Source organism: Kribbella sindirgiensis (assembly GCF_004331435.1).
GTDB lineage: Bacteria > Actinomycetota > Actinomycetes > Propionibacteriales > Kribbellaceae > Kribbella > Kribbella sindirgiensis.
In genome coordinates, this window is sequence record NZ_SJKA01000005.1 from 157923 (window position 1) to 179633 (window position 21711).

Genomic DNA, 21711 nt, shown 5'->3' on the forward strand with positions numbered 1-21711 from the left:
CGAACCGATCTGACTGACACGAGCTGAAGTTACGGTGAATACATGAACGTCCGGGGTCAGTTTGTTGCCGAGCAGGTCCGCGCCTTGGCGCCGGTGCCGAAGCGAGGACGCGGATGAGCAACCCGCCCGCCGGCTGGTACCCCGACCCCACCGGCCAGCCGCACACGATCCGCTTCTGGAACGGGGAGAAGTGGACCAACAAAACCGAACACGAGGACAAAGCCGCAGCGTTGGCCGCCGCGGAAGACGAGTCCACCCCCCGGGCCGACCCCCAGCCGGCTGAGCCGACCCAACAACAGTCCCAGCCGTCTGAGCCTGCCCCCGAGCCAACCCAGCAGGCCCGGCCAACTCAGCAGGCCCCCGAGCCAGCCCAGCAACCGTTCTGGCCAACCCAGCCCGACCCGGAGCCGGCGCAGCAACAGCCCCGGCCCACTCAGGACGCGCAGCCTGAGCCCACCCAGCAGCCGTGGTCTGCGGACCAGCAGCCGTGGTCGGCAAACCAGTTCAGCTCGTACGAGCAGGCCACCCCAGACACCGAGCAGACCCAGCAACAGTCCTGGCCTGCCCAACCCGACACGTGGCAGCAGGACAATTCCCCCACCCCGGACCAGCCCCAGCAGCAGCCGTGGTCAGGCAACCAGCAGCCCTGGTCAGCCGACCAGCAGCCGTGGTCCGCGGACCAGTTCAGCTCCTACGAACAGGCCGACCCAGACACAGAGCAGACCCAACAGCAACCGTGGTCCGCACAGCAACAGGGCTCTGGGCAACAGGGGCCTGGGCAACAGCAGTGGCCCGAGCAGCAGTCCGCCAACCCGCCGCAGCAGCAGTGGCCGGAGCAGCAGTCCGCCGACCCCTCGCAGCAGCCGTGGTCCGCGGACCAGCAGCCGTGGTCAGCCGACCAGTTCAGCTCCTACGACCAGGCCGACACCGAGCAGACCCAGCAACAGTCCTGGCCTGCCCAACCAGACCCCTGGCCGCAGCAATCGCCCCAGCAGCACACCCCCGGCGCAGCCGACCTAGAGCAGACCCAGCAGCAGCCATGGTCAGCCAACGACCAGCCCTGGTCAGCCGACCAGTTCACGGCGTACGACCACCCCACCCCAGACAACCAATCCCCACAGCAACAGGCACCTCAGAATTGGGGCACCGAGCAACAGCCCCAGCCAACACAACAACCCACCAGCTACGAACAGCCGCCACAGCAGCACGGCGGCCACGAACAGTTGGCGCAGCAGCACGGGTCGGCTGACCAGCAGCCGGTTCAGCCGGTTCAGCCGGTTCAGCCTGTGCAGAATGAGCCGCAGGGGCCTGGTTTGCGGGCGGTGCAGCACACCGATGCCGGCGACGCGGCGCGAGCCGACCAAGCGGGCGGAGGCGGCTGGTGGCAACCCGCCGCGACTCCGCAGCTCTGGGACTCACCGTCCCCCACCAACGACGGCCCTGCACCCGCCACTCCACACCTGCGCGCAGTCGCACCAGACGCGGAGTCCTCGCCCACAGGCGGTGAACCTGCGTCCACGGCGGCCGCCGGCGAGGCTTCTTCCTCCGCGTCGACCGAGGAGGAAGCAAGCCCGGCTGATCGTGCCCGCGCGACCTGGGGTGCGCCAGAACTCGCCCCCGCACCGCCGGAGCACTGGACGCAACGCGAGATCTCAGACTACGAAGCAGCACAGGCCGAGGCCGACGCACAGGCCGACGTACAGCCGGAGGAACAGTCAAGCGGCTGGACCCTCAAGCTCGCCCCGGACCCGACCACCGACACAACCGACGCGCAGACCGCCAACACGACCGCTCCGGCGGACGATCAGCAGGCAAGCGACGCACCAGCACCCCCTGCCGTGGACGAGCAAGCCGCGCGGGTAGCCGACGAGCGGGCAGCGGACGAACTGGCCGCGGAGCAGGCGGCCGATGAAGCCGAGGCAGCCGGTCAGCTGGCCCCGAACTGGGGCAGCCAGTCCGTAGACGAGGAAGACCAGCAGACGCTCGACATCCCCGCGTGGGGTGTCGAGTCCTCGGACGAAGACGACCCGGACACGTCCGCGGAGTCCGCTCCGCTGTGGACTGTCCCCGGGACACCCGACCCCGCCCCCACGCCGGAGCCGCCAGTACAGCTCTGGGGCGACCAGCCCCAGCAGCAGACGCCAACCCAGGAACAGAACTGGAACGGACAACAGTCCGGAGGCCAGGGCACCGGCGCTCCGGCCGACAACGGCTGGGGTGCAGGTGACCAGCACGGCGTACAGGAATCAGGGCTGTGGGGACAGCAGGCGACTGCAAGCGCCCAGACCGGTCAGCAGGGTGGCGACCAGTCGTGGGGCGGACAGTCCTGGCCGGTGGAGCAGCCCAGCAACCAGCAGAACGCGCAACCGAACGCCCAACAGGCGGCGCAGACCGGCCCGCAGCAGTGGGGTGCCCAGCAGGGTGTCGGCGTGCAGCAAGGCGGCCCGCAGGGTGCTGGTGTGCAGCAGGGTGGTCAGCCGGCGTGGGGCGACCAGCAGACGCAGCGTGCCTGGGGTGACGACGGGAACGAGGCTTGGGGCGGCCAGACCGACCTGAGCTCCGGTGTCGGCAAGCGGGACGGCAAGAGCAAGAAGTCGAAGAGCTCCGGCGGTGGCGGCCCGTTCGGCGGAAAGATGCCGTTGATCATCGCCGGTGGAGTCGCGGTGGTGATGCTGATCGTCGCCGCGGTGGTCCTGCTCACCAAGGGAGACGACACAACGGCCGACCCCGGCGGGACGGGTACGCCGACGCAGAGCGGCTCGCCCTCGCCGACGAGCCAGTCCAGCACCAAGCCCGGTCAGTCGAAGGACCCGAAGCTGCACGAGGGCGCCGACCGGATCGCGGCGGACGCGATCTCGTTCCCGCGCCGGAACCCGCCGTGGTCCGACCGCAAGCGCCTCGTCGAGCAACTGATCAACTCGAACGGGCAGCGCATCGTCCTGAAGGAGAACGTCGTCGAGAAGGACGACTGGAGCGCCGACATCTTCGTCGGCGGTCTGGGCACCGCGTCCGGGTTCAACGGCGACCCGAAGGCGACCGCGGCGTCGCTGTCGATCAAGCTGCGCGAAAACATGTACGGGAACATCCCGGTGACCTTCAAGACGGTCGCCAACGGCCCGGTGAAGCGCACCGACAAGGCGGGCTGGGTCTTCGTGCAGACCGCGACTGCGACGTCGGCCGCAGTGACCGATCGGGTGCTTACCCTGACGGTGGCTGTTTTCGACCTCGGTGACGGGACCGCGGTCGCGTACATCAGCGGCATCCCGAACAACCGCCCGGACCTGAAGAAGGCCGCGGACCAGGCCTACCTAGGAATCAACGTTGGCTGAGAACGAAGACCAGAACCCCGCGCGCCCCAACCCCCCGGAGGGCACGCCGGACAACTCCGCACGCCCCTCCGACCCGTTGGCCGGCACTCCCCAGGCACCCCCACAGCCCCAAACTCCCGGCCAGGCACAGGGTGCGGGGCAGGCGGGTTCGTCGGATGCGCTGTTCGGACAGTCACCTGCTCCGGCACCGCCTCCCCCGCCACCGGTCCGACCGCAACACTCAGCCCCACAACAACACTGGACCAACCAACCCCCGCAGCAGCCGCCTACCCAGCAGCCGCAGGCCGGTGCGCGACCGACTGGCCCACAGCACAGCGGACCTCAGCAGTCCGGCGGCCAGCAGACGGGTGGTCCGCAGACAGGTGGTCCGCGGCCGGGGCAGCAGCAGCCTGGTCCGCAGCAGGCTGGTGCACAGCAAGTGCGCCCGCAGCACGCGGCTCCTCCGGCGGCACCGCAGTACAGCGGCCAGCGGCCTCCGTCGCCTCAGCAGGGCCAGCCGTCCCAACCACCAACAGGCCAACCACAACCAGGCCAACCGCAGTCCCGGCCAGTCCAGCCGGGTCCCGGACAAGCAGGTCCTGCACAAGCGGGTCCTGGACGGCCGGGTCCCGGGCAGCCTGCTCCCGGGCAGCCGGGGCAGATGTGGGGTGTGCAGCAGCAGGGGCAGCAGACGGGTGGTTGGCAGGTGCAGGCGACTGGGCCTCAGCCTGGTCGGCCGCAGTTCGGTCAGCAGAGCCCGCAGCAAGGACAGCAGGCTGGGCAGTCGGGTCCTCAGCAGCGTGGACCGCAGGGTGGTCCGTCGGCTGGGGGCCGTGGTGGGGCGCCGGGTACGCCGTTGGCGTTTACTGAGGTGATCTCGAAGGCGGCTGGGCCGTACGCCGCGGGCGCTGCCGGGCAAGGTGCTGGCACCGCCGGTGCGCAAGGTGCAGCGGCGCACTCGGGTGGCACCGGCGCCGGAGCGGTTGCAGGCGGACACAGCGCTGGGGCGCACTCAGGTGGGCACGGGGCTGGGGCTCACTCGGGTGGGCACGGTGCGGCTGGGGCTCACTCGGGTGTTGGGGCTGGGGCTATTGCCGTGGGGGGTAGTGGGCGGGCTCGAGCCATTGGGGCTGTGGTTTTGGTGGTGGCGGCGTTGGCTGCTACTGGGTTGAGTGCTGGATGGATCTTGACCAAGGCCGAGGCCGTGACGCCGGTGCCGTTGCCGACGGTGGGGAAGCCGATGGAGACGGTCAACCCGTCGGCGAAGCCTACGAAGACGCCGACGCCGGTCGGCAAGGTGCTCGGTACCGAGATGGTTGCTTCCAACAACGACTCGATGCCGATCATGAGCTCGGCCTGGGGCAACACCGTCGAGCGCACCGGGCTGTGGGGCGGCGCCGCGATCTGGCTGACGGTGCACAGCAACTACGTCAAGGGCCACAGCTGGGGCAACTACGTCGCCTTCGGTCAGCTGCCGCCGGAGATCCCGTACACGAACACCGCGGCCGGTCTCAGGGCAGCTGCGGCCCAGGTCGGCGGTCGCACGCTCGTCAACCTGTACGACAAGGACACACAGGTCATCAAGGGCAGCGTCGTCCACAAGGCGATCACGGTCAACGGCCATCCGGGCCACGAGATCGTCGCCAAGGTCCCCGTCAAGGTGGCGAAGCTGCCGGAGACATTCTCGACGATCATGATCGCGGTGGTCGACCGCGGTGACGGTACGGCGGCGGTGTCGGTCGCCGACCTCGCCGGCTCCACACCGGCCTGGCAGAACGTCTGGCGCTACAAGGTCTCCCAGATGAAGCTGAAGTAGCAGAAGGGCCGGCGGGAACACCCCGCCGGCCCTTCACCAAACCCAACGTCAGCCGCGCACCTCGGCGCAGGCGGCGATCCACCGGTCGAGCACGTCCTTCGCGGCCCCGGAGTCGATCGCCTCGGCCGCACGGTCCATCCCGGTCCGGATCCGCTCCGTCACGCTGCCTGTCTCCGGCGTGTACGCCGCCAGCGCCGCGCCGGCGTTCAGCAGTACGACGTCCCGCACCGCGCCCGGCTCGCCGTCGACGAGTGCGCGCACGACCTTCGCGTTGAACGTCGCGTCGGCGCCCTTCAACGCGTCCGCGGACACCGGCTCGATACCCAGCTCCCGCGGGTCGAGCGTGACCGGCCCCTCGACCTCGCCAGCGCCGACGATCCACACCTGTGACGTCGTACGCGTGGTCAGCTCGTCCAGCCCGTCGTCGCCGTGGAACACCAGCGCGTCGATCCCGCGCCGCGCCAGTACGCCCGCCATCAGCCCGGCGATCCGGCCGTCGCCGACGCCGACCGCCTGCGCGGACGGGTTGCCGGGGTTCGCCAGCGGACCGAGGAAGTTGAACGTCGTCGGCACCCCGAGCTCACGACGCGGTACGGCGGCGTGCCGCAGCGCGGGGTGGAACGCCGGGGCGAAGCAGAACGTGATGCCGGCCCGCTCCCCTACTTCGGCGACCTGCGCCGCGGTGAGGTCCAAAGGAACACCGAGCTCCTCGAGGACGTCCGCCGCACCGCAGGCCGACGACGCGGCGCGGTTGCCGTGCTTCAGTACCTTCGCGCCGGCGCCCGCGGCGACGATCGCGGACATCGTGCTGATGTTCACCGTGTGGGCTTGGTCACCGCCGGTGCCGACGACGTCGAGCGTCCGGCCGGGCACCGTGATCCGGGTGGCGAAGTCGCGCATCGTCGCGACCAGTCCCTCGACCTCGGTGACCGTCTCGCCCTTGGAACGCAGCGCGATCACGAACCCGGCGAGCTGCGCGGGCGAGGCCGCTCCGGACAGGATCTGCTCCATCGCCCACGCGGTGGCGGAGGCCTCCAGGTCCTCACGCCGCAGCAGCGGATTCAGGACCTGCGGCCACGTGTAGGCGCCCATAGGTCAGGCGGTCGTGGCGGGCAGCTTGGCGAGGCGCGCGCGGAGCAGGTCCGCGGTGACCTCGGCCAGCTTGATCGGGTCGATCGGGTGCGAGACCGCACCCTCGGCCCGCGACCAGGTCGCCAGCCACGCGTCCTGCGGACGGCCGGTGATGACGAGCACCGGCGGGCACTGGAAGATCTCGTCCTTCAGCTGCCGGGCGATCCCCATGCCGCCGGCCGGTACCGCCTCGCCGTCCAGGACGGCGAGGTCGATGCCGCCCTTGTCCATGACCTTGATGACGGCCGGCTCAGTGGCGCACTCGACGTACTCCAGCTCGGGCAGATCGGCCGCCGGCCGCTTGCCGAGGGCCAGCCGGACGGACTCCCGCGTCGTACGGTCGTCGCTGTAGACCAGGACCTTCAGCGGACGCTCTGAACTCATCGATCCATCCCAAGCTTGTTCAAAAGACGACTGGACACCCGGAATGCTACCGGGGCGACTGTTCAGCCCGGCGAGCCTGTTCCTCCAAGCGGTCCAGGCGCCGGTCCTCACGGCGCGCCTCGCGCTGTGACTCGCGCACCCATTGGACGAACAGGACGGCGAAGAACACCACGCCGACGATGTCGCCGGAGCCCCACAGCAGACCGCCGGCGATGTACTGGTCGCGCAGCGGCGACGGCGACCAGGACCGGCCGAAGCTGGTGTACCAGTCCTCGGCGATCAGCGTGTTCGCGGACATGATGGTGATGCCGAGGAACGCGTGGAACGGCAGTGTGAGGAACGTCAGGATCAGCCGGAACGGGTAGATCACCCGGCCGGGCACCGGGTCGAGCCCGAGCAGCGGCCAGAAGAACAGCGAGCCGACCAGGATGAAGTGCAGGTGCAGCAGGTCGTGCAGCGCGGTCGACCGCAGCGTGGCGTCGTACCAGCCGCTGAAATAGAGCGCCCAGGGGCTCAGGACGAACAGCGTGAAGCCGATCAGCGGGAAGCAGACCACCTTCGCGAACCGCGAGTGCAACACGGAGAGCAACCACTTCCGCGGCTGCTGCGGCAGCGTCCGGAGCGCCAGCGTGACCGGCGCGCCGAGCGCCAGCGCGAGCGGTGTCAGCATCGACAGGATCATGTGCTGCACCATGTGCACGCTGATCAGCACCGTGTCGTAGGTGCCGAGCGCCGACTGGGTGGCGATCACGGCGCTTCCGAGCCCGACGCCGACGAACGCGAACGTCCGGCCGCGGGACCACTTGTCACCGCGTTTGCGGAGCTTGTGGACGCCGTACAGGTAGACCGCGGCGAGGACGACGATCACGGCGAGTAACACCGGTTCGAAGGTCCATGCCGTCAGCAACCGGAGCGGCGTCAGCGGCTCGATCCGGTCGCCGGGCGTGGCGTGAAGGGGAAGCACGCTTCCACAGTAGAAACCATTACTTGGCGACATGCATGGGGGTGGTCGTGTCAGTTGATACGAGGACCGACATAATGACCGCGTGGCCACTGCAACCGCGCTCCCAGCGTCTCGTGAACACGGACACCACGACCGTCCCAGCATGGTCAGTGTCGGCACGATCGTCTGGCTCTCGAGCGAACTGATGTTCTTCGCCGCCCTGTTCGCGGCGTACTTCACGATCCGGTCGGTGACGACCGCCGCAGCCGCTCCGGGTACGGAGACGCTGTGGGAGGTCATGACGCACCACCTGAACGTCCCGTTCGCCGCGGTGAACACGACGATCCTGGTGGCGTCGTCCTTCACCTGCCAGTTCGGTGTCTTCGCGGCCGAGCACGGCCGGGTCGGCCGGACCGGCTCGGTGCTGAACATCCGCTCCTGGGGGATGCGTGAGTGGTTCATCCTCACGTACCTGATGGGCGCGGTCTTCATCGCCGGCCAGGTGACCGAGTACGCCGAGCTGGTGCACGAGGGCATCACGATCTCGTCGAACGCGTACGGATCGGTGTTCTACCTGGCCACCGGCTTCCACGGTCTGCACGTGACCGGCGGCCTCATCGCTTTCGTGTTCGTCCTGGCGAGGACGTACATGGCTCGTAAGTTCACCCACGAACAGGCCGTCTCGGCGATCGTCGTGTCGTACTACTGGCACTTCGTCGACGTGGTCTGGATCGCCCTGTTCGCGACCATCTACCTGCTCAAATGAGTGAGAAGAGACCTTCCTTGTCACCGGCGCGCTTTCTCTCCGCGCGACGACGGCACCGGTCCGCCGGCCTCGTCGTGCTCCTGTTCGGCCTCCTGGCAGTGGGGTCGGCGTACGCCGCCTTCGCCCCTGACAACGCGGTGGCGGACAACTCGGCCCAGTCCCAGCAGATCGAGGAGGGCAAGAAGCTCTTCGCGGTCGGCTGCTCCAGCTGCCACGGCCTGAACGCCGAGGGCGGCGGGAACGGCGAGGGCAAGATGGCCGGCCCGTCGCTGATCGGCGTCGGCGCGGCCGCGGTCGACTTCCAGGTCGGTACCGGCCGGATGCCGGCGATGCAGCCGGGCGCGCAGATCCCGCGCAAGGCCCCGGCGTACTCCGAGAAGGAGATCGAGGCCCTGGCCGCGTACGTCGCCTCGCTCGCCCCCGGCCCCTCGGTCCCGGGCTCGGAGTCGTACGACGTGAGCAAGGCCACGGACGAGCAGGTCACCCGCGGTGGCGAGCTGTTCCGCACCAACTGCACGGCCTGCCACAACTTCGCCGGTCGCGGTGGCGCGCTGCCGAACGGCAAGTACGCGCCGTCGCTGATGGGCGTCAGCGAGAAGCACATCTACGAGGCCATGCTGACCGGCCCGCAGCAGATGCCGGTCTTCTCCGACCAGGTCATGCAGCCGGAGGACAAGCGCGACATCATCGCGTACCTGAAGGCGCTGGAGACCCAGAAGGACCCGGGCGGCTTCGGACTCGGCCGGCTCGGCCCGGTGTCCGAGGGCCTGTGGGGCTGGTTCGTCGGCATCGGCCTGCTGGTGGCGGTAGCGGTCTGGATCGGCGCCAAGGGCGTCAAGGCCAAGGGAGCGAAGGCCAGTGAGTGACGAGAAGAACCTGCCGGTGAAGTCCGAGGACGAGCACGGCACCGCGGTCGAGGTGGCGGAGCCGATCCCGGACCCGGGTCTGGAGCCGCACGAGCCGCGGATCACCGACATCGACCCGAAGGCGGCCGACCGCGTCGAGCGCCAGGTGTCGGGGATGTTCGGCCTGGCGACACTGCTGGTCATCGGTTCCTGTGTTGCGTACTTCGCGATTCCGCGGGATTCGATCATCGAGTTCGGCCCGCTGTCCGGCAACGCGAACAACATGGTCATCGGCCTGTGCATCGGGCTCGCGCTGTTCCTGATCGGGGCGGGCGCGATCCAGTGGGCCAAGAAGCTGATGGTCGACGAGGAGATCTCCGAGGAGCGGCACGCCGCGCACTCCTCGCCGCAGCAGATCGCCGAGATCACCGAGGCGTTCCAGCAGGGCACCGCGGAGTCCGGGTTCACCCGGCGCAAGATGATCCGCAACTCGCTGATCGGCGCCCTCGGCGTCCTCGGCCTGCCGGCGATCATCCTGCTCCGCGACCTCGGTCCGCTGCCGGGCCGGGCGCTCTACAACACGATCTGGGCGAAGGGCATCCGGGTCGTGAACGACGTCACCGACCGCCCGATCAAGCCGTCCGACCTGGTCGTCGGCCAGCTGGTCAACGCGGCGCCGGCCAACCTGGCCCCGCTGCAGGAGGAGAGCGCGGTCGAGTACCAGAACGCCAAGGCGAAGGCCGCGGTGATCGTGGTCCGGATCAAGCCGAGCGAGATCCGCACCAAGCCGGGCCGGGAGAACTGGGGCGTCGACGGCATCCTGTGCTACTCGAAGATCTGCACCCACGTCGGCTGCCCGATCTCGCTGTACGAGCAGACCACGCACCACGTGCTCTGCCCGTGCCACCAGTCGACCTTCGACCTCTCCGACAGCGCCAAGGTCGTCTTCGGCCCTGCTGCCCGCCCGCTGCCTCAGCTACCGTTGGCAGTGGACAGTGAGGGCTACCTGGTTGCGCAGAGCGGCTTCCACGAGCCGGTCGGCCCGAGCTTCTTCGAACGAGGGTGACAACAGTGTCAACAAGCACAGAGTTCCCTGGACCGGTCAAGTGGGTCGACGATCGCCTCGGCATCGCGAAGATCGGGAAGAAGAACCTGCGGAAGATCTTCCCGGACCACTGGTCCTTCATGCTGGGCGAGATCGCGCTCTACAGCTTCATCATCCTGATCCTGACCGGCACCTTCCTGACGTTCTGGTTCAAGCCCTCGATGGCAGAGGTCGAGTACCAGGGCTCGTACAGCCTGCTCAAGGGTCTGCACATGTCGGAGGCCTACGCCTCCACGCTCGACATCACGTTCGACGTCCGCGGCGGTCTGCTGATGCGGCAGATCCACCACTGGGCGGCCGTGCTGTTCATCGCCGCGATGATGGTGCACCTGCTCCGGATGTTCTTCACCGGCGCGTTCCGCAAGCCGCGCGAGCTGAACTGGCTGATCGGCTTCGGGATGCTGTTCCTCGGCATCGTCGAGGGCTTCATCGGCTACGGCCTCCCCGACGACCTGCTGTCCGGTACCGGTCTGCGGATCACCAACGGCATGATCCAGGCGTCACCCGTGGTCGGCACGTACATGAACTTCTTCATCTTCGGCGGTGAGTTCCCGGGTGACGACTTCGTCTCCAGATTCTTCATCGTCCATGTGCTGCTGATCCCGGGCATCATCCTGGCGCTCGTCACGGCTCATCTGTTCCTGGTCGTGTACCACAAGCACACGCAGTACGCCGGTCCCGGCCGGACGCAGAAGAACGTGGTCGGCTACCCGCTGTTCCCGGTGTACACGGCCAAGGCCGGCGGTTTCTTCTTCGTGGTCTTCGGTATCACCGCGCTGATGGGCGCACTGATGCAGATCAACCCGGTCTGGCTGTACGGGCCGTACAACCCGGCCGAAGTGACCGCGGGCGCACAGCCCGACTGGTACATGGGCTGGCTGGAAGGCTCGGTGCGAATATTCCCCGGCTTCGAGTCGACGTTCTGGGGCATCACCCTCAGCTGGAACCTGATCATCCCGGCGCTGATCGTGCCACCGGCGTTCGTCACGCTGGTCGCGCTCTATCCGTTCATCGAGGGCTGGATCACCGGTGACAAGCGCGAGCACCATCTGCTGGACCGGCCGCGGGACGTCCCGACCCGGACCGGTATCGGCGTCGCGTTCATCACCTTCTACGCGATGCTGTGGATCGGCGGCGGTAACGACCTGATCGCCACCCACTTCAACCTGTCACTGAACCACGTGACCTGGTTCCTGCGGTTCGCGGTGATCCTCGGCCCGATCCTGGGCTTCTGGATCGCGCGCCGCTGGGCGATCTCGCTGCAGCGGGCCGACCACGACCGGCTGATGCACGGCCTGGAGACCGGTGTGATCATGCGCTCCCCCGAGGGCAAGTACACCGAGAAGCACCAGCCGATCTCGACGTACGAGGCGTACTCGATCACCGCGCGGGACCGGCTCGTCCCGCACGAGATCGGCCCGGAGACCGACGAGAACGGCGTCCGCGCCCCGCGTCGGGCGTTGAACAAGGCCCGCGCCGCGCTCTCCCGCTTCTACTTCGCCGACGCCGTCCAGAAGCCGACCGCTCAGGAGCTCGAGGAGGCGCACGAGCACGCTCACGACGCCGACGAGATCCACGAGCTGACGGAGGACACGGAGACCTACCGAGAGGTCACCAGCGACCGCTCGTAACGTCGTACCGAACGCAAAGGGCCCCGGCACGCCGGGGCCCTTTCGTTTATCCCAGCGCGTCGGAGACGGCGGTGAGGTACTCCTTCACCCGAGCTTGCTCGTCGCTGTCGAGCGCCTGCGTCGTCACGATCAGGCGGTCCAGGAGGGGGCCGAAGAACTGCCAGCCGAGGGCTACTGCGGTGTCTGAGACCTGGAGGTGGGTGCTGCGGGCGTCTGTTCGGCTTCTGAGGCGTTGGACATGTCCGGCGGCCTCTAGGCGGTGGATGACGGCTGTTGTCGCCTGAGAGGTCATTCCGAGCTGTTGAGCGAGCCAACTGGGTGTGGCCTCCACTCCGGCACGTTCGGCGTCCAGAGGCGTACCAGCGCGCGTACGTCGGTCCCGTACAAGCCCGTCGTACGGGCGACCGCCGACGGACCGCCCGTCGTACTGCTTCCGGGGCATGGGGCGACTTCGCCGGTCTGGTTCGCGATCGCGCCGCGGCTGGCCGAGAAGTATCGCGTGTACGCGATCGACCTGATCGTCGACGCGGGCCGTGGTAAGAGCCACGACCCGGCGAGCCTCACCCGCCAAGTCACCGCGCTCTCCCCCGGAGCAACCGTCGTACAACTCGAGACCGCAACTCCACTCCTTCCCAGCACTCCACGCGGACGAGGTGGGGCTGGGGTGACTGGGAATGCCGGCTGGTCATTTTCAGGTGGATAGCAGTCCCCAGCCCTGTGTCGAACTGGTGGCGGTGGACAGGAACTGGTGGCTGGGGACACGCAATACCCTGTTCAAGCCCCTGCGATCCGGTAACCCGCCCTCCGCTCACCAGTCACCGCCCACACATCGAGCAGAAGAGCCGGCGAGCTGAATGAGCGGGGGTGAAGCACAACAGCCTCCTGCCCGCGGGCATGCGGGGAGGAGGCTGTTGCGTCTTGGCGTGTCAGGAGAGGGCGGAGCCTGCCTTGTAGGCGGCCCAGGTGGTGTTCCAGTCGGTCCAGCCGTTACCGGGCTCCATCTTGCGGGTGGTGCCGGTGACGATCACCGGGTCGCCGCGGAGGGTCTGGTTGTAGTACCACTGGGCGTCCTTGAGGCTCATGCCGACGCAGCCGTGGCTGACGTTCGAGCTGCCCTGGCTGCCGGCCGACCACGGGGCGCCGTGGATGAACTCGCCGGAGCTGGTGACGCGCTGGGCCCACCGCACGTCGGGGATGTTGTAGTACTCCGGGTCGCCGGGCTTGAGGCCAACGGTCGCGGCGTCCATCCGCTTGATCGTGTACTTCTCCATGATCACCTTCACCCCGCTGCGGGTGGTGAAGCCGTCCTTGCCGGCGGTGATCGGGATCGTCCGCACCAGCTTGCCGTTGATCGTGACCGCCATCGTGTGCTTCTTGACGTTGATGTTGGTGACCACCGACTTGCCGATGGTGAACGCGATCGTCCGGCTCGCGGTGCCCCACGTGTTGTTACCCGCGTTGACGCCGAGGGTGCCGATGTCGACCGTCACCTTGGCGCCGGCCGGCCAGTAGTTCTTCGGGCGGTAGTTGACCTGCTTGCTGTTCACCCAGTGCCAGCTGCCGTCGACCGGGACCGAGGTCTTCACCGAGAGCCGCTTCTCGACCGCGGCGCGGTCCTTGACCGGGTTGTTCCAGAAGATCTGGATCGGGAGCGCGACGCCGACGGTCTCACCGTTCAGCGGGACGACGGAGGCCTTGAGGCTCTTCGACGCCTTCAGCGTCCTGAAGGTCGAGCTGATCGGCACCGTGGCGCCGTCGGTGCCCTCGGCCGAGCCGCTCACCGTGTACGTCGCGCCGGGCTTGAGCTGCGGCGACGACGTCCACTGGGTCTTGTCGGCGTTGAAGCTGCCGGTGACCTTGTCGCCGTCGTCGTCCTTGAGCGTGACCGCGGTCAGCTTGCCGGCCGTGGTGGTCACCGTCACCGGCTTGTCCGGCTGCACCGACGAGGCGCCCTTGGCGGGCACGATCGCGATGCTGGCCGCCGCCGGGGTCTCCGACGGAGTCGTCGAGTTCCCTGGTGTGCTGGAGGCACCTGGCGAGTTGCTCTGCGACGTGGACGTGCTGGGCGTCGACTGGCCGCCGCCGTTGCTGCCGCCGCCGGCCTCTGTGTCGCTACAGGCCGTACCAGCCAGCAGCAGGACGCAGATCCCCGCCACGGCAAGGCCGTGCTTCCTCACCGAACTGCTCACCATTCCCCAGATCTCCCCTGTTTAGTCAGACCGCGGTAAGGGTAACCTGCCGCAGCGACATTTCCCTGCATCCGCACGCTCGGTTCCGGTACGGTCCACAACGCTCTGCATCGATCCCGTGCTGATGCGCACTACAACAGACGCACGAAAACGCCGCCCGGTTCGTTCCCGGACGGCGTTTTTCGTACGACTCTCAACTAGTGAGCGTGGTCACCGCGGTAGTACTCGAAGATGAACCCGCTCAGCGTGACGATGCCGATCCCGCAGCCGGCGATGAACAGCCACCAGCCGAAGACGATGCCGAGCACCACCACCGCCAGCGTCAGCGCGCACCACAGCGGCCACCAGGAGTACGGCGGGAAGAAGCCGAGCTCGCCGGCCCCTTCGACGATCTCCGCTTCCTTGCGGTCCTCCGGGCGGGCGTCCATCCGCCGGGCGGTGACGCTCAGGTAGAACGCCACCAGCAGCGCCAGGAAGAACGTCATCACCAGTGCGGTGGTGCCGGTCGGGTCCTCGGACATCAGCCAGTAGATCGGCGTGACGACGAGTACGAACACACTCAGGATCCCGAAGACCCAGGCTTCGACCTTCACGCCTTGTCCTTCCCTTCGGTCTCCCCATCGACTGTGCCGTCCGCGGTGCCGTCGGCGATCTCCTCGAGGTGCTCGACCCGGCCCTGGTCCTCACCGGCGTCCAGCAGGTTGTCCTTGCCGGCCCGATTGTCCGGGTACTCCGCGAGCGCCAGGTCGGCGTGGTGCAGGTCGAACGCAGGGGACTCCGAACGGATCCGGGGCAGCTTCTCGAAGTTGTGCCGCGGCGGGGGCGAGCTTGTCGCCCACTCCAGCGAGCGTCCCCAGCCCCACGGGTCGTCGACGCCCACGAGCGGCGTCTTGCGGGACTTGTAGATGTTGTAGAAGAACGGCAGCATCGACGCGCCCAGGATGAAGGCACCGACGCTGGAGACCTCGTTCAGCGTGGTGAAGCCCTCGTTGGCGCCGTACGACGCGTAGCGCCGCGGCATGCCCTCGACGCCGAGCCAGTGCTGCACCAGGAACGTGGTGTGGAAGCCGATGAACAGCAGCCAGAAGTGCAGCTTGCCCAACCGCTCGTCGAGCATCCGGCCGGTGAACTTCGGCCACCAGAAGTAGAACCCGGCGAACATCGCGAACACCACGGTGCCGAAGACGACGTAGTGGAAGTGCGCGACCACGAAGTACGAGTCGGACAGTTGGTAGTCGAGTGCCGGCGACGCCAGGATGACGCCGGTCAGGCCGCCGAAGAGGAAGGTGGTCAGGAAGCCCACCGACCAGAGCATCGGGGTGTCGAACGAGACCGATCCGCCCCAGATCGTGCCGATCCAGTTGAAGAACTTCACGCCGGTCGGGACCGCGATCAGGAACGTCATGAACGAGAAGAACGGCAGGTTCACCGCGCCGGTGACGAACATGTGGTGGGCCCACACCGCGACCGAGAGGACCGCGATACCGAGGGTCGCGCTGACCAGACCGATGTAGCCGAAGACCGGCTTGCGGCTGAAGACCGGCAGGATCTCGGTCACGATGCCGAAGAACGGCAGCGCGATGATGTACACCTCGGGATGCCCGAAGAACCAGAACAGGTGCTGCCAGAGTATTGGCCCGCCGTTGGCCGCGTCGAAGACGTGGGCCCCGAGTGTTCGGTCCGCCTCCAGCACCAGCAGCGCCGCCGCCAGGATCGGGAAGGCGATCAGCACGAGGATCGACGTGACCAGGATGTTCCAGGTGAAGATCGGCATCCGGAACATCGTCATACCGGGTGCGCGCATGGTGATGATCGTGGTGATGAAGTTCACCGCACCCAGGATCGTGCCCAGACCGGCCATCCACAGACCCATGATCCACAGGTCGCCGCCGATCCCTGGCGAACGGACCGCGTTCGACAGCGGGGCGTAGGCGAACCAGCCGAAGTCGGCCGCGCCGCCCGGGGTGAAGAAGCCGCTGATCGTGATCAGGCCGCCGAACAGGAACAGCCAGAAGCTGAACATGTTCAGCCGCGGGAACGCGACGTCCGGGGCACCGATCTGGATCGGCATGATCTCGTTCGCGAAGCCGACGAACAGCGGGGTCGCGAACAGCAGCAGCATGATCGTGCCGTGCATCGTGAAGAGCTGGTTGTACACCTCTTCGTTCACGATCTGCAGGCCCGGCTTGGCCAGCTCGGCGCGGATCAGCAGCGCCATCACGCCGCCGATCAGGAAGAACGCGAACGACGTGATCAGGTACATGTGCCCGATCAGCTTGTGGTCCGTCGTGGTCAGGTACTTGACCAGCAACTCGCCCTTGCTGCGCCGCCGGGGCAGCGCGCTGGTGCTACCGATGGCGCCGGTGCGCTCGGCGAAGTCGGTCACTTCTCGCCCCCTGTACCGGGAATGGTGGTGGCGTCGGCGCCACCCGTTGCGGCGCCGGTCTGGCCCTTGGCGGCCAGTTCGCGCAGGTGTGCGTCGTACTCGGCGCGGTCGACCACCTTGACGGTGAAGACCATCCGGCTGTGGTAGAGCCCGCAGAGCTCGGCGCACTTGCCGGCGAAGGTGCCGGTCTTGGTCGGGGTGAGCTCGAACTTGTTCGTCTTACCCGGGATCACGTCGAGCTTGAAGTAGAACGACGGCACCCAGAAGGAGTGGATGACGTCCGGCGAGGTCAGGTCGAAGTGCACCGACTCGTTCACCGGCAGCCACAGGGTGGCCGGCTTGTCCATCGTGCCGGTCTCCCAGACGCCCTGCTGCCCGTCGACGGTGTCCTTGTAGTTGAAGGTCCACTGCCACTGCTGGCCCACCACGTTCACGGTGTGCTGCGGGTTGGCGTCCATCTTGGTGACCTGGTTGCCGTGCTCGACGGTGTAGAAGAACAGCACACCGATGATCGCGAACGGAGCCAGGGTGTAGAGCACCTCGAGCGGCAGGTTGTACCGCACCTGCCGGGGTGCGTCGTCGTTGCGCTTGCGGTACCGCACCACGACCCACAGGATCAGGCCCCAGACCATCACGCCGATGATCAGGGCGGCGATCCACGCCCCGATCCAGAGGCTGCGGATGGCCTCGGTCCGGTCCGTGGCGCCCTCGGGCAGACCGAGTCGTTTCCACTGCTCAGTGGTCGCCGTCGAGCAACCGGTCAGCAGCAGGGTGCCGAGCACCACTGCACTGCCGACCAGCAGGCGACGCTTCGCCGGACGTGTGGCGCCGGCAGAACCTGCCGGTCGCTCCTCCACTCCGGGCGTGCCGTTCGAACCCACGGGGCGCCTTTCCCTTCCCAAGTGAGACTGACGACCAAACACTACTGGACACCTTTCGCGTCTCCGCGCATAGGTAGGGCTTAGCGTTTCCCGTGTGAGCGAGCGTACGTATCTGGACGCCGCGTCGGCCGAGCCGATGCACCCCGCGGCGCGGGAGATGTTGCTGTCGGCAGTGGATTCCGGATGGGCCGATCCGGTGCGTCTGCACCACGAGGGCCGGACCGCGAGACTGCTGCTGGACAACGCCCGCGCGGTGCTCGCGGACGCGGTCGGCGTACGGCCGGACGAGCTGTACCTGACCACCTCCGGTACGGCGGCGATCCAGGCCGGTCTGACAGCGGTACGGGCCGCACGCAGCCGGGTCGGGGCAACGATCGTGCACAGCGCGGTCGAGCACTCCGCCGTACTGCACACGGCTGGAGAGGCAGCGGCCGAGGTCGGCGTGGACAGGCTGGGGCGGGTAGAGCTGGCGGCCTTCACAGACACCGTACGGCGCCCTGGTGTGGCTGTGGCTGCGCTGCAGTCGGCGAACCACGAGGTGGGGACGCGTCAGCCGATCGAGGCAGCTGCTGAGGCGGCAGGCGACGTACCGCTGTTTGTTGACGCGTCCGCCTCGCTCGGGCACGACGTCGTACCCGCAGGCTGGTCGGTCCTGGCGGCCAGCGCGCACAAGTGGGGCGGACCGGCGGGTGTCGGGCTGCTGGCTGTGAAGAAGGGCACGCGGATCGCGCCGGCGTGGCCCATGGACGAGCGGGAGGACGGACTCTCCCCCGGCTTCCCGAACGTCCCCAACGCGCTCGCCGCGGCCGCAGCGCTCCAGGCCAGGCTTGCTGAGGCCCTAGAGCTCGACAGACACCACCGGGCCTGGATCGACGAGGTACGTAGCCGCGTGGCCGCCGACATCCCTGATGTGGAAGTCGTAGGCGATGCAGACGACCGGCTGCCGCACATCCTCACGTTCTCCTGTCTCTATGTAGACGGTGAGGCACTGGTGACCGCACTGGACGCTGAGGGCTTCGCCGTCTCCAGTGGTTCCGCCTGTACGTCGAGCACGCTGCGGCCCTCGCATGTGCTGGCAGCGATGGGCGTACTGACCCACGGCAACGTCCGTGTCTCTCTTGGGCGCGACACGACCCACGAGGAGGTGCAGCGGTTCTGTGCTGTGCTCCCAGGGCTGGTGCAGCGGATCCGGGCGGAGGTGGGGATGTGAACGTCGACCTGGACTGCCGCGGCCTGCTCTGTCCACTCCCAGTGATCAAACTGGCCAAGACGCTACCGACCGTTGCCGTGGGCGACACGGTCACGGTGCTGGCAGACGACCCGGCTGCAGCGACCGACATCCCGGCGTGGTGCCGGATGCGCTCTCAGGAGCTGGTGTCGGCCGCAGAAAACCAGTACGTCGTGCGGCGGCTCTCCTGACACACTGCGCCGCGTGACCGATTTCGCGTACAAGCCGACGCTGACCGGGGACCTGGTGATCCTGCGCCCCGTGGACGAGTCCGACTACGAGGCGCTGGCCGCTGCCATGGACGACCCGGACGTCACCCGGCTGACCGGCAGCCACGGCGAGATCGGCGAGGAGCAGGCCCGTACGTGGTACCGGACCCGCAAGGACCAGACCGACCGGCTGGACCTCGCCATCGTCGACAAGGCATCCGGTGCCGTCGTCGGTGAGGCCGTGCTGAACGACTGGGACCCGGACAACCAGTGCTGCAACTTCCGGATCCTGATCGGCCCGTCCGGCCAGGGCCGCGGCCTCGGCACCGAGGCGACCAGGCTGACAGTCGGCTACGGCATCGAGAAGCTCGGCCTGCACCGCATCAGCCTCGGCGTCTACGCGTTCAACCCCCGCGCCCAGCGCGCCTACGAGAAGGCCGGCTTCGTCGTCGAGGGCGTGTTCCGGGACGCGCTCCTGTGGGACGGCGAATGGGTCGACGAGATCATGATGTCCGTGCTGGCGTCGGAATGGATACCGTCTGAGGTGTGATCGAGGCCGAACGCATTGCCGTCCTGACCGGAGCCGGGATCTCGACAGCGTCGGGGATCCCTGACTTTCGGGGGCCCCAGGGATTGTGGACGAAGAACCCGGCGGGGGAGGCGATGTTCGACATCGACGAGTACGTCGCCAGTCGCGACGTACGGGTGGCGACCTGGAAGCACCGGTTGGCCGTGCCGGCGTGGACGCTGGAGCCGAACCCGGGTCATCTCGCTCTGGTGGAACTGGAGCGCCAGGGCCGTCTGACCGGTCTGATCACGCAGAACGTCGACGGACTGCATCAGAAGGCCGGCTCGTCGCCTGAGCTGGTCCACGAGCTGCACGGCACGGTCTGGCACGTCGACTGCCTCCGGTGCGAGCGCCGCATCCCCATGGCCGACGTACTCCCCCGACTCGAGTCAGGCGACGAGGACCCGGCCTGCGAGGTGTGCGGCGGCATCCTGAAGTCCGCAACCGTCTCGTTCGGCCAGTCCCTGGACCGGGCTGTGCTTGACCGAGCTGTCGCGGCCGCTGAGTCAGCCGACCTCTTCCTGGCCATCGGCACCTCCCTGCAGGTCTACCCAGCCGCCGGGCTCTGCGACATCGCCCTCGCTGCCGGCAAACCCCTCATCATCCTCAACGCGGCCCCCACCCCCTACGACGACGAAGCCACCAGGATCCTCCGGACCCCGATCGAAACCACCCTCCCCGGCCTCGTCAGCTGACCACCAGGTCGGCGAGCAGCCGGAGCGCCGCTTCGGAGGGCGAGTCCGGCTCGGCGTTGAAGACTGCGACGCGCTGGCCATCGTCGTCCGGCAGAACCATGAACTCGGTCATCAGTTCCATCCGGCCGACCAGAGGGTGCTGGTAGGCCCGTGTGGCGCCGCCGCAGTCGCCGACCGCGTGCGCGGCCCAGAGCGTCGCGAACTCCGGGCTCCCGAGCGTCAGTTCGCCGATGAGAGCGTTCAGTCCGGGGTCGCCCGTGCGCCGCCCTCCGATCAGCCTCAGGTCTGCCACCGTGGCGCGGGCCTTCTGCGTCCAATCGACGTACAGGTCACGGACATGTGCGTCGAGGAACAGCATTCGGGCGATGTTGGGACGGTCGTCGGGGCAGTCCGGTGCCTCGAGATCGAGATGACCGGCGAGCAGCGCGTGGGCCATCGGATTCCATCCGAGGACATCGAGGAAGCGGCCCATCACCAGGGCGGGCACACCTCCCATCGACTCGATCATCAGCCGGACGCCAGGCCGCACCCGCTCCGGACTCACCGGCCGGCGGCGCGTCTTCGGCTTCGGACGGGCCAGTGCGTAGAGATGGGCACGCTCGTCCTGGTCCAACCGCAGGACGCGCGCGACCGCGTCCAGTACAGCGTCCGAGGCGTTAGGGCTCAGCCCTTGTTCGAGACGGGTGTAGTAGCCGGCACTCACTCCCGCGAGCTGAGCGAGCTCCTCCCTGCGCAGACCGGGCACCCGGCGTCGTTCGCCGTACGACGGAAGTCCGGCGTCCTCTGGCTGTAGCCGCGCCCGCCGGGATCGCAGAAAGTCGCCGAGCTCTGGGGCCATGCATCCCAGTGTCACCGATCAGCGGCGGCTCAACCTGTACCTGCCAGGTGTACCTCCAGCAGAGGGCTGGGTCCGGCACGCCGCCGCATCGCAGCCTGGATCTCATGAGGATTCTTGTGATCGGTGCCAGTGGAACCATCGGAAGCGCCGTCGCCGACGGTTTGGCCGCACGCCATCACGTCGTGCGCGCGTCGCGCCGGAGCCAGGTGCGCGTCGACATGGCGGATGCCGCGTCTGTCGGCGCGCTGTTCGAGGAGGCAGGCGAGGTGGACGCGGTTGTGTGCTGCGCGGCAAGCGGCGGACTGGCGCCGCTGGACACACCGTCCGATGACGACTTCTGGCGTGGCCTCGACGGGAAGCTCATCGGCCAGGTCAACCTGCTGCGGCGGGCGCTCCCCTACGTGCGCGACGGCGGATCGGTCACGCTCACCAGCGGCCGGTTCGCCGCGCCTGTCGTCGGCAGCTCACTCGCGTATCTGGTGAACACAGGTCTGGAGGCGTTCGTGTACGCCGCGGCGATCGAGATGCCCCGGGGCGTTCGCCTGAACGTCGTCAGCCCCGGGTGGGTCCGGGAAACCCTTGTCCGCTTGGGCATGGAGCCGGCGGACGGCACTCCCGCGGCTGAGGTCGCCCGGATCTATCTGGACGCAGTGGAGGGCACCGCCAACGGCCGAACGCTCACAGTCAGCGAAGGCGTGACCTTACCGTGACTTTTGAGGCCTCCTCAGGGTAAAAGGTGGCGGCTAGCGTCCCCGGCAGGGTGAGTCGGCGGGGAGGGGCACGTGATG

22 protein-coding genes are annotated in these 21711 nt (G+C 68.0%); 12 read left to right on the top strand and 10 right to left on the bottom strand.

What is annotated here, in order from left to right; translation table 11 throughout:
* The first annotated feature begins 113 nt into the window (after nucleotides 1–113).
* On the top strand, nucleotides 114–3329 hold the full coding sequence (locus tag E0H50_RS15810; RefSeq protein WP_131288880.1) for a hypothetical protein: 3216 nt from the start codon (nucleotides 114–116) through the stop codon (nucleotides 3327–3329).
* 220 nt (nucleotides 3330–3549) lie between these two features.
* On the opposite strand, the gene E0H50_RS15815 is transcribed toward E0H50_RS15810, so the two are convergent.
* Entirely contained in the window at nucleotides 3550–3762 is a 213-nt protein-coding gene (locus E0H50_RS15815) for a hypothetical protein (protein ID WP_131288882.1), read from the bottom strand.
* 732 nt (nucleotides 3763–4494) lie between these two features.
* Here E0H50_RS15815 and E0H50_RS15820 point away from each other — a divergent pair.
* Nucleotides 4495–5124, top strand: a complete 630-nt coding sequence (locus E0H50_RS15820) for a hypothetical protein (RefSeq protein ID WP_238151033.1) — start codon at nucleotides 4495–4497, stop codon at nucleotides 5122–5124.
* Between the two features lie 48 nt (nucleotides 5125–5172).
* Here E0H50_RS15820 and trpD read toward each other — a convergent pair whose 3' ends face one another.
* Genes trpD through E0H50_RS15835 form a run of 3 tightly spaced genes read right to left on the bottom strand, consistent with a single transcriptional unit; the run spans nucleotide 5173 to nucleotide 7603 of the window.
* The gene (trpD, locus tag E0H50_RS15825) at nucleotides 5173–6216 is read right to left on the bottom strand and encodes an anthranilate phosphoribosyltransferase (RefSeq protein WP_131288886.1); all 1044 of its coding nucleotides are present in this window, start codon (nucleotides 6214–6216) and stop codon (nucleotides 5173–5175) included.
* A gap of 3 nt (nucleotides 6217–6219) precedes the next feature.
* A complete protein-coding gene (locus E0H50_RS15830) occupies nucleotides 6220–6639 on the bottom strand; it encodes an Rv3143 family two-component system response regulator (RefSeq protein ID WP_131288888.1) in 420 nt (139 codons plus the stop codon).
* Between the two features lie 46 nt (nucleotides 6640–6685).
* Nucleotides 6686–7603 (bottom strand): cytochrome c oxidase assembly protein, encoded by a 918-nt coding sequence (locus tag E0H50_RS15835; RefSeq protein WP_131288890.1) that lies wholly within the window; start codon nucleotides 7601–7603, stop codon nucleotides 6686–6688.
* Nucleotides 7604–7685: 82 nt separating this feature from the next.
* Here E0H50_RS15835 and ctaE point away from each other — a divergent pair, with 82 nt between their 5' ends.
* Genes ctaE through qcrB form a run of 4 tightly spaced genes read left to right on the top strand, consistent with a single transcriptional unit; the run spans nucleotide 7686 to nucleotide 11929 of the window.
* A complete protein-coding gene (gene ctaE / locus E0H50_RS15840; RefSeq protein WP_131288893.1) occupies nucleotides 7686–8348 on the top strand; it encodes an aa3-type cytochrome oxidase subunit III in 663 nt (220 codons plus the stop codon).
* Nucleotides 8345–9214: a cytochrome bc1 complex diheme cytochrome c subunit gene (qcrC, locus tag E0H50_RS15845; RefSeq protein WP_131288895.1), complete on the top strand. Its 870-nt coding sequence runs from the start codon at nucleotides 8345–8347 to the stop codon at nucleotides 9212–9214. The genes ctaE and qcrC overlap by 4 nt, the downstream gene beginning before the upstream one ends.
* Before the next feature lie 52 nt (nucleotides 9215–9266).
* On the top strand, nucleotides 9267–10259 hold the full coding sequence (gene qcrA, locus E0H50_RS15850; protein WP_420323250.1) for a cytochrome bc1 complex Rieske iron-sulfur subunit: 993 nt from the start codon (nucleotides 9267–9269) through the stop codon (nucleotides 10257–10259).
* Nucleotides 10256–11929, top strand: coding sequence for a cytochrome bc1 complex cytochrome b subunit (qcrB, locus tag E0H50_RS15855; protein WP_131288899.1), 1674 nt, complete (start codon nucleotides 10256–10258; stop codon nucleotides 11927–11929). Before qcrA ends, qcrB begins: the two co-directional genes overlap by 4 nt.
* Before the next feature lie 46 nt (nucleotides 11930–11975).
* On the opposite strand, the gene E0H50_RS43820 is transcribed toward qcrB, so the two are convergent.
* Entirely contained in the window at nucleotides 11976–12221 is a 246-nt protein-coding gene (locus E0H50_RS43820; protein WP_238150992.1) for a MarR family winged helix-turn-helix transcriptional regulator, read from the bottom strand.
* Between the two features lie 9 nt (nucleotides 12222–12230).
* On the opposite strand from E0H50_RS43820, the gene E0H50_RS43825 reads away from it, so the two are divergent.
* Nucleotides 12231–12632, top strand: coding sequence for an alpha/beta fold hydrolase (locus tag E0H50_RS43825; RefSeq protein ID WP_238150993.1), 402 nt, complete (start codon nucleotides 12231–12233; stop codon nucleotides 12630–12632).
* A gap of 223 nt (nucleotides 12633–12855) precedes the next feature.
* Here E0H50_RS43825 and E0H50_RS15870 read toward each other — a convergent pair whose 3' ends face one another.
* The 4 genes from E0H50_RS15870 to ctaC form a co-directional block, all read right to left on the bottom strand.
* The gene (locus tag E0H50_RS15870; protein WP_238150994.1) at nucleotides 12856–14106 is read right to left on the bottom strand and encodes a L,D-transpeptidase; all 1251 of its coding nucleotides are present in this window, start codon (nucleotides 14104–14106) and stop codon (nucleotides 12856–12858) included.
* Nucleotides 14107–14315: 209 nt separating this feature from the next.
* Nucleotides 14316–14711 carry a cytochrome c oxidase subunit 4 gene (locus tag E0H50_RS15875; RefSeq protein WP_131288905.1) on the bottom strand — a complete coding sequence of 132 codons (396 nt, stop codon included), beginning with the start codon at nucleotides 14709–14711 and terminating at the stop codon, nucleotides 14316–14318.
* Entirely contained in the window at nucleotides 14708–16474 is a 1767-nt protein-coding gene (gene ctaD, locus E0H50_RS15880) for an aa3-type cytochrome oxidase subunit I (RefSeq protein WP_475009229.1), read from the bottom strand. The genes E0H50_RS15875 and ctaD overlap by 4 nt, the downstream gene beginning before the upstream one ends.
* 26 nt (nucleotides 16475–16500) lie before the next feature.
* Nucleotides 16501–17385 carry an aa3-type cytochrome oxidase subunit II gene (ctaC, locus tag E0H50_RS15885; RefSeq protein WP_131288909.1) on the bottom strand — a complete coding sequence of 295 codons (885 nt, stop codon included), beginning with the start codon at nucleotides 17383–17385 and terminating at the stop codon, nucleotides 16501–16503.
* Between the two features lie 94 nt (nucleotides 17386–17479).
* On the opposite strand from ctaC, the gene E0H50_RS15890 reads away from it, so the two are divergent.
* From E0H50_RS15890 to E0H50_RS15905, 4 genes are read left to right on the top strand one after another with little or no spacing between them, the layout of a single operon-like run.
* Nucleotides 17480–18595 carry a cysteine desulfurase family protein gene (locus tag E0H50_RS15890; RefSeq protein ID WP_202868170.1) on the top strand — a complete coding sequence of 372 codons (1116 nt, stop codon included), beginning with the start codon at nucleotides 17480–17482 and terminating at the stop codon, nucleotides 18593–18595.
* Nucleotides 18592–18804, top strand: coding sequence for a sulfurtransferase TusA family protein (locus E0H50_RS15895; protein ID WP_131288911.1), 213 nt, complete (start codon nucleotides 18592–18594; stop codon nucleotides 18802–18804). The genes E0H50_RS15890 and E0H50_RS15895 overlap by 4 nt, the downstream gene beginning before the upstream one ends.
* Nucleotides 18805–18817: 13 nt before the next feature.
* Nucleotides 18818–19372 carry a GNAT family N-acetyltransferase gene (locus tag E0H50_RS15900; protein ID WP_131288913.1) on the top strand — a complete coding sequence of 185 codons (555 nt, stop codon included), beginning with the start codon at nucleotides 18818–18820 and terminating at the stop codon, nucleotides 19370–19372.
* Entirely contained in the window at nucleotides 19369–20085 is a 717-nt protein-coding gene (locus E0H50_RS15905) for an SIR2 family NAD-dependent protein deacylase (RefSeq protein ID WP_131288915.1), read from the top strand. The genes E0H50_RS15900 and E0H50_RS15905 overlap by 4 nt, the downstream gene beginning before the upstream one ends.
* On the opposite strand, the gene E0H50_RS15910 is transcribed toward E0H50_RS15905, so the two are convergent.
* Nucleotides 20078–20923 (bottom strand): helix-turn-helix transcriptional regulator, encoded by an 846-nt coding sequence (locus tag E0H50_RS15910; RefSeq protein WP_131288917.1) that lies wholly within the window; start codon nucleotides 20921–20923, stop codon nucleotides 20078–20080. The two genes, E0H50_RS15905 and E0H50_RS15910, sit on opposite strands and share 8 nt — an antisense overlap.
* A gap of 104 nt (nucleotides 20924–21027) precedes the next feature.
* Here E0H50_RS15910 and E0H50_RS15915 point away from each other — a divergent pair, with 104 nt between their 5' ends.
* A complete protein-coding gene (locus E0H50_RS15915) occupies nucleotides 21028–21633 on the top strand; it encodes a short chain dehydrogenase (protein WP_131288919.1) in 606 nt (201 codons plus the stop codon).
* Nucleotides 21634–21711: the final 78 nt, after the last annotated feature.

Excerpts from the sequence above, each read along its gene's own strand:
- qcrC (WP_131288895.1), top strand. The coding sequence starts at position 8,345 with ATGAGTGAGAAGAGACCTTCCTTGTCACCGGCGCGCTTTCTCTCCGCG.
- E0H50_RS15830 (WP_131288888.1), bottom strand. The coding sequence starts at position 6,639 with ATGAGTTCAGAGCGTCCGCTGAAGGTCCTGGTCTACAGCGACGACCGT.
- E0H50_RS15810 (WP_131288880.1), top strand. The coding sequence starts at position 114 with ATGAGCAACCCGCCCGCCGGCTGGTACCCCGACCCCACCGGCCAGCCG.
- E0H50_RS15910 (WP_131288917.1), bottom strand. The coding sequence starts at position 20,923 with ATGGCCCCAGAGCTCGGCGACTTTCTGCGATCCCGGCGGGCGCGGCTA.
- E0H50_RS43820 (WP_238150992.1), bottom strand. The coding sequence starts at position 12,221 with ATGACCTCTCAGGCGACAACAGCCGTCATCCACCGCCTAGAGGCCGCC.
- E0H50_RS15915 (WP_131288919.1), top strand. The coding sequence starts at position 21,028 with ATGAGGATTCTTGTGATCGGTGCCAGTGGAACCATCGGAAGCGCCGTC.
- trpD (WP_131288886.1), bottom strand. The coding sequence starts at position 6,216 with ATGGGCGCCTACACGTGGCCGCAGGTCCTGAATCCGCTGCTGCGGCGT.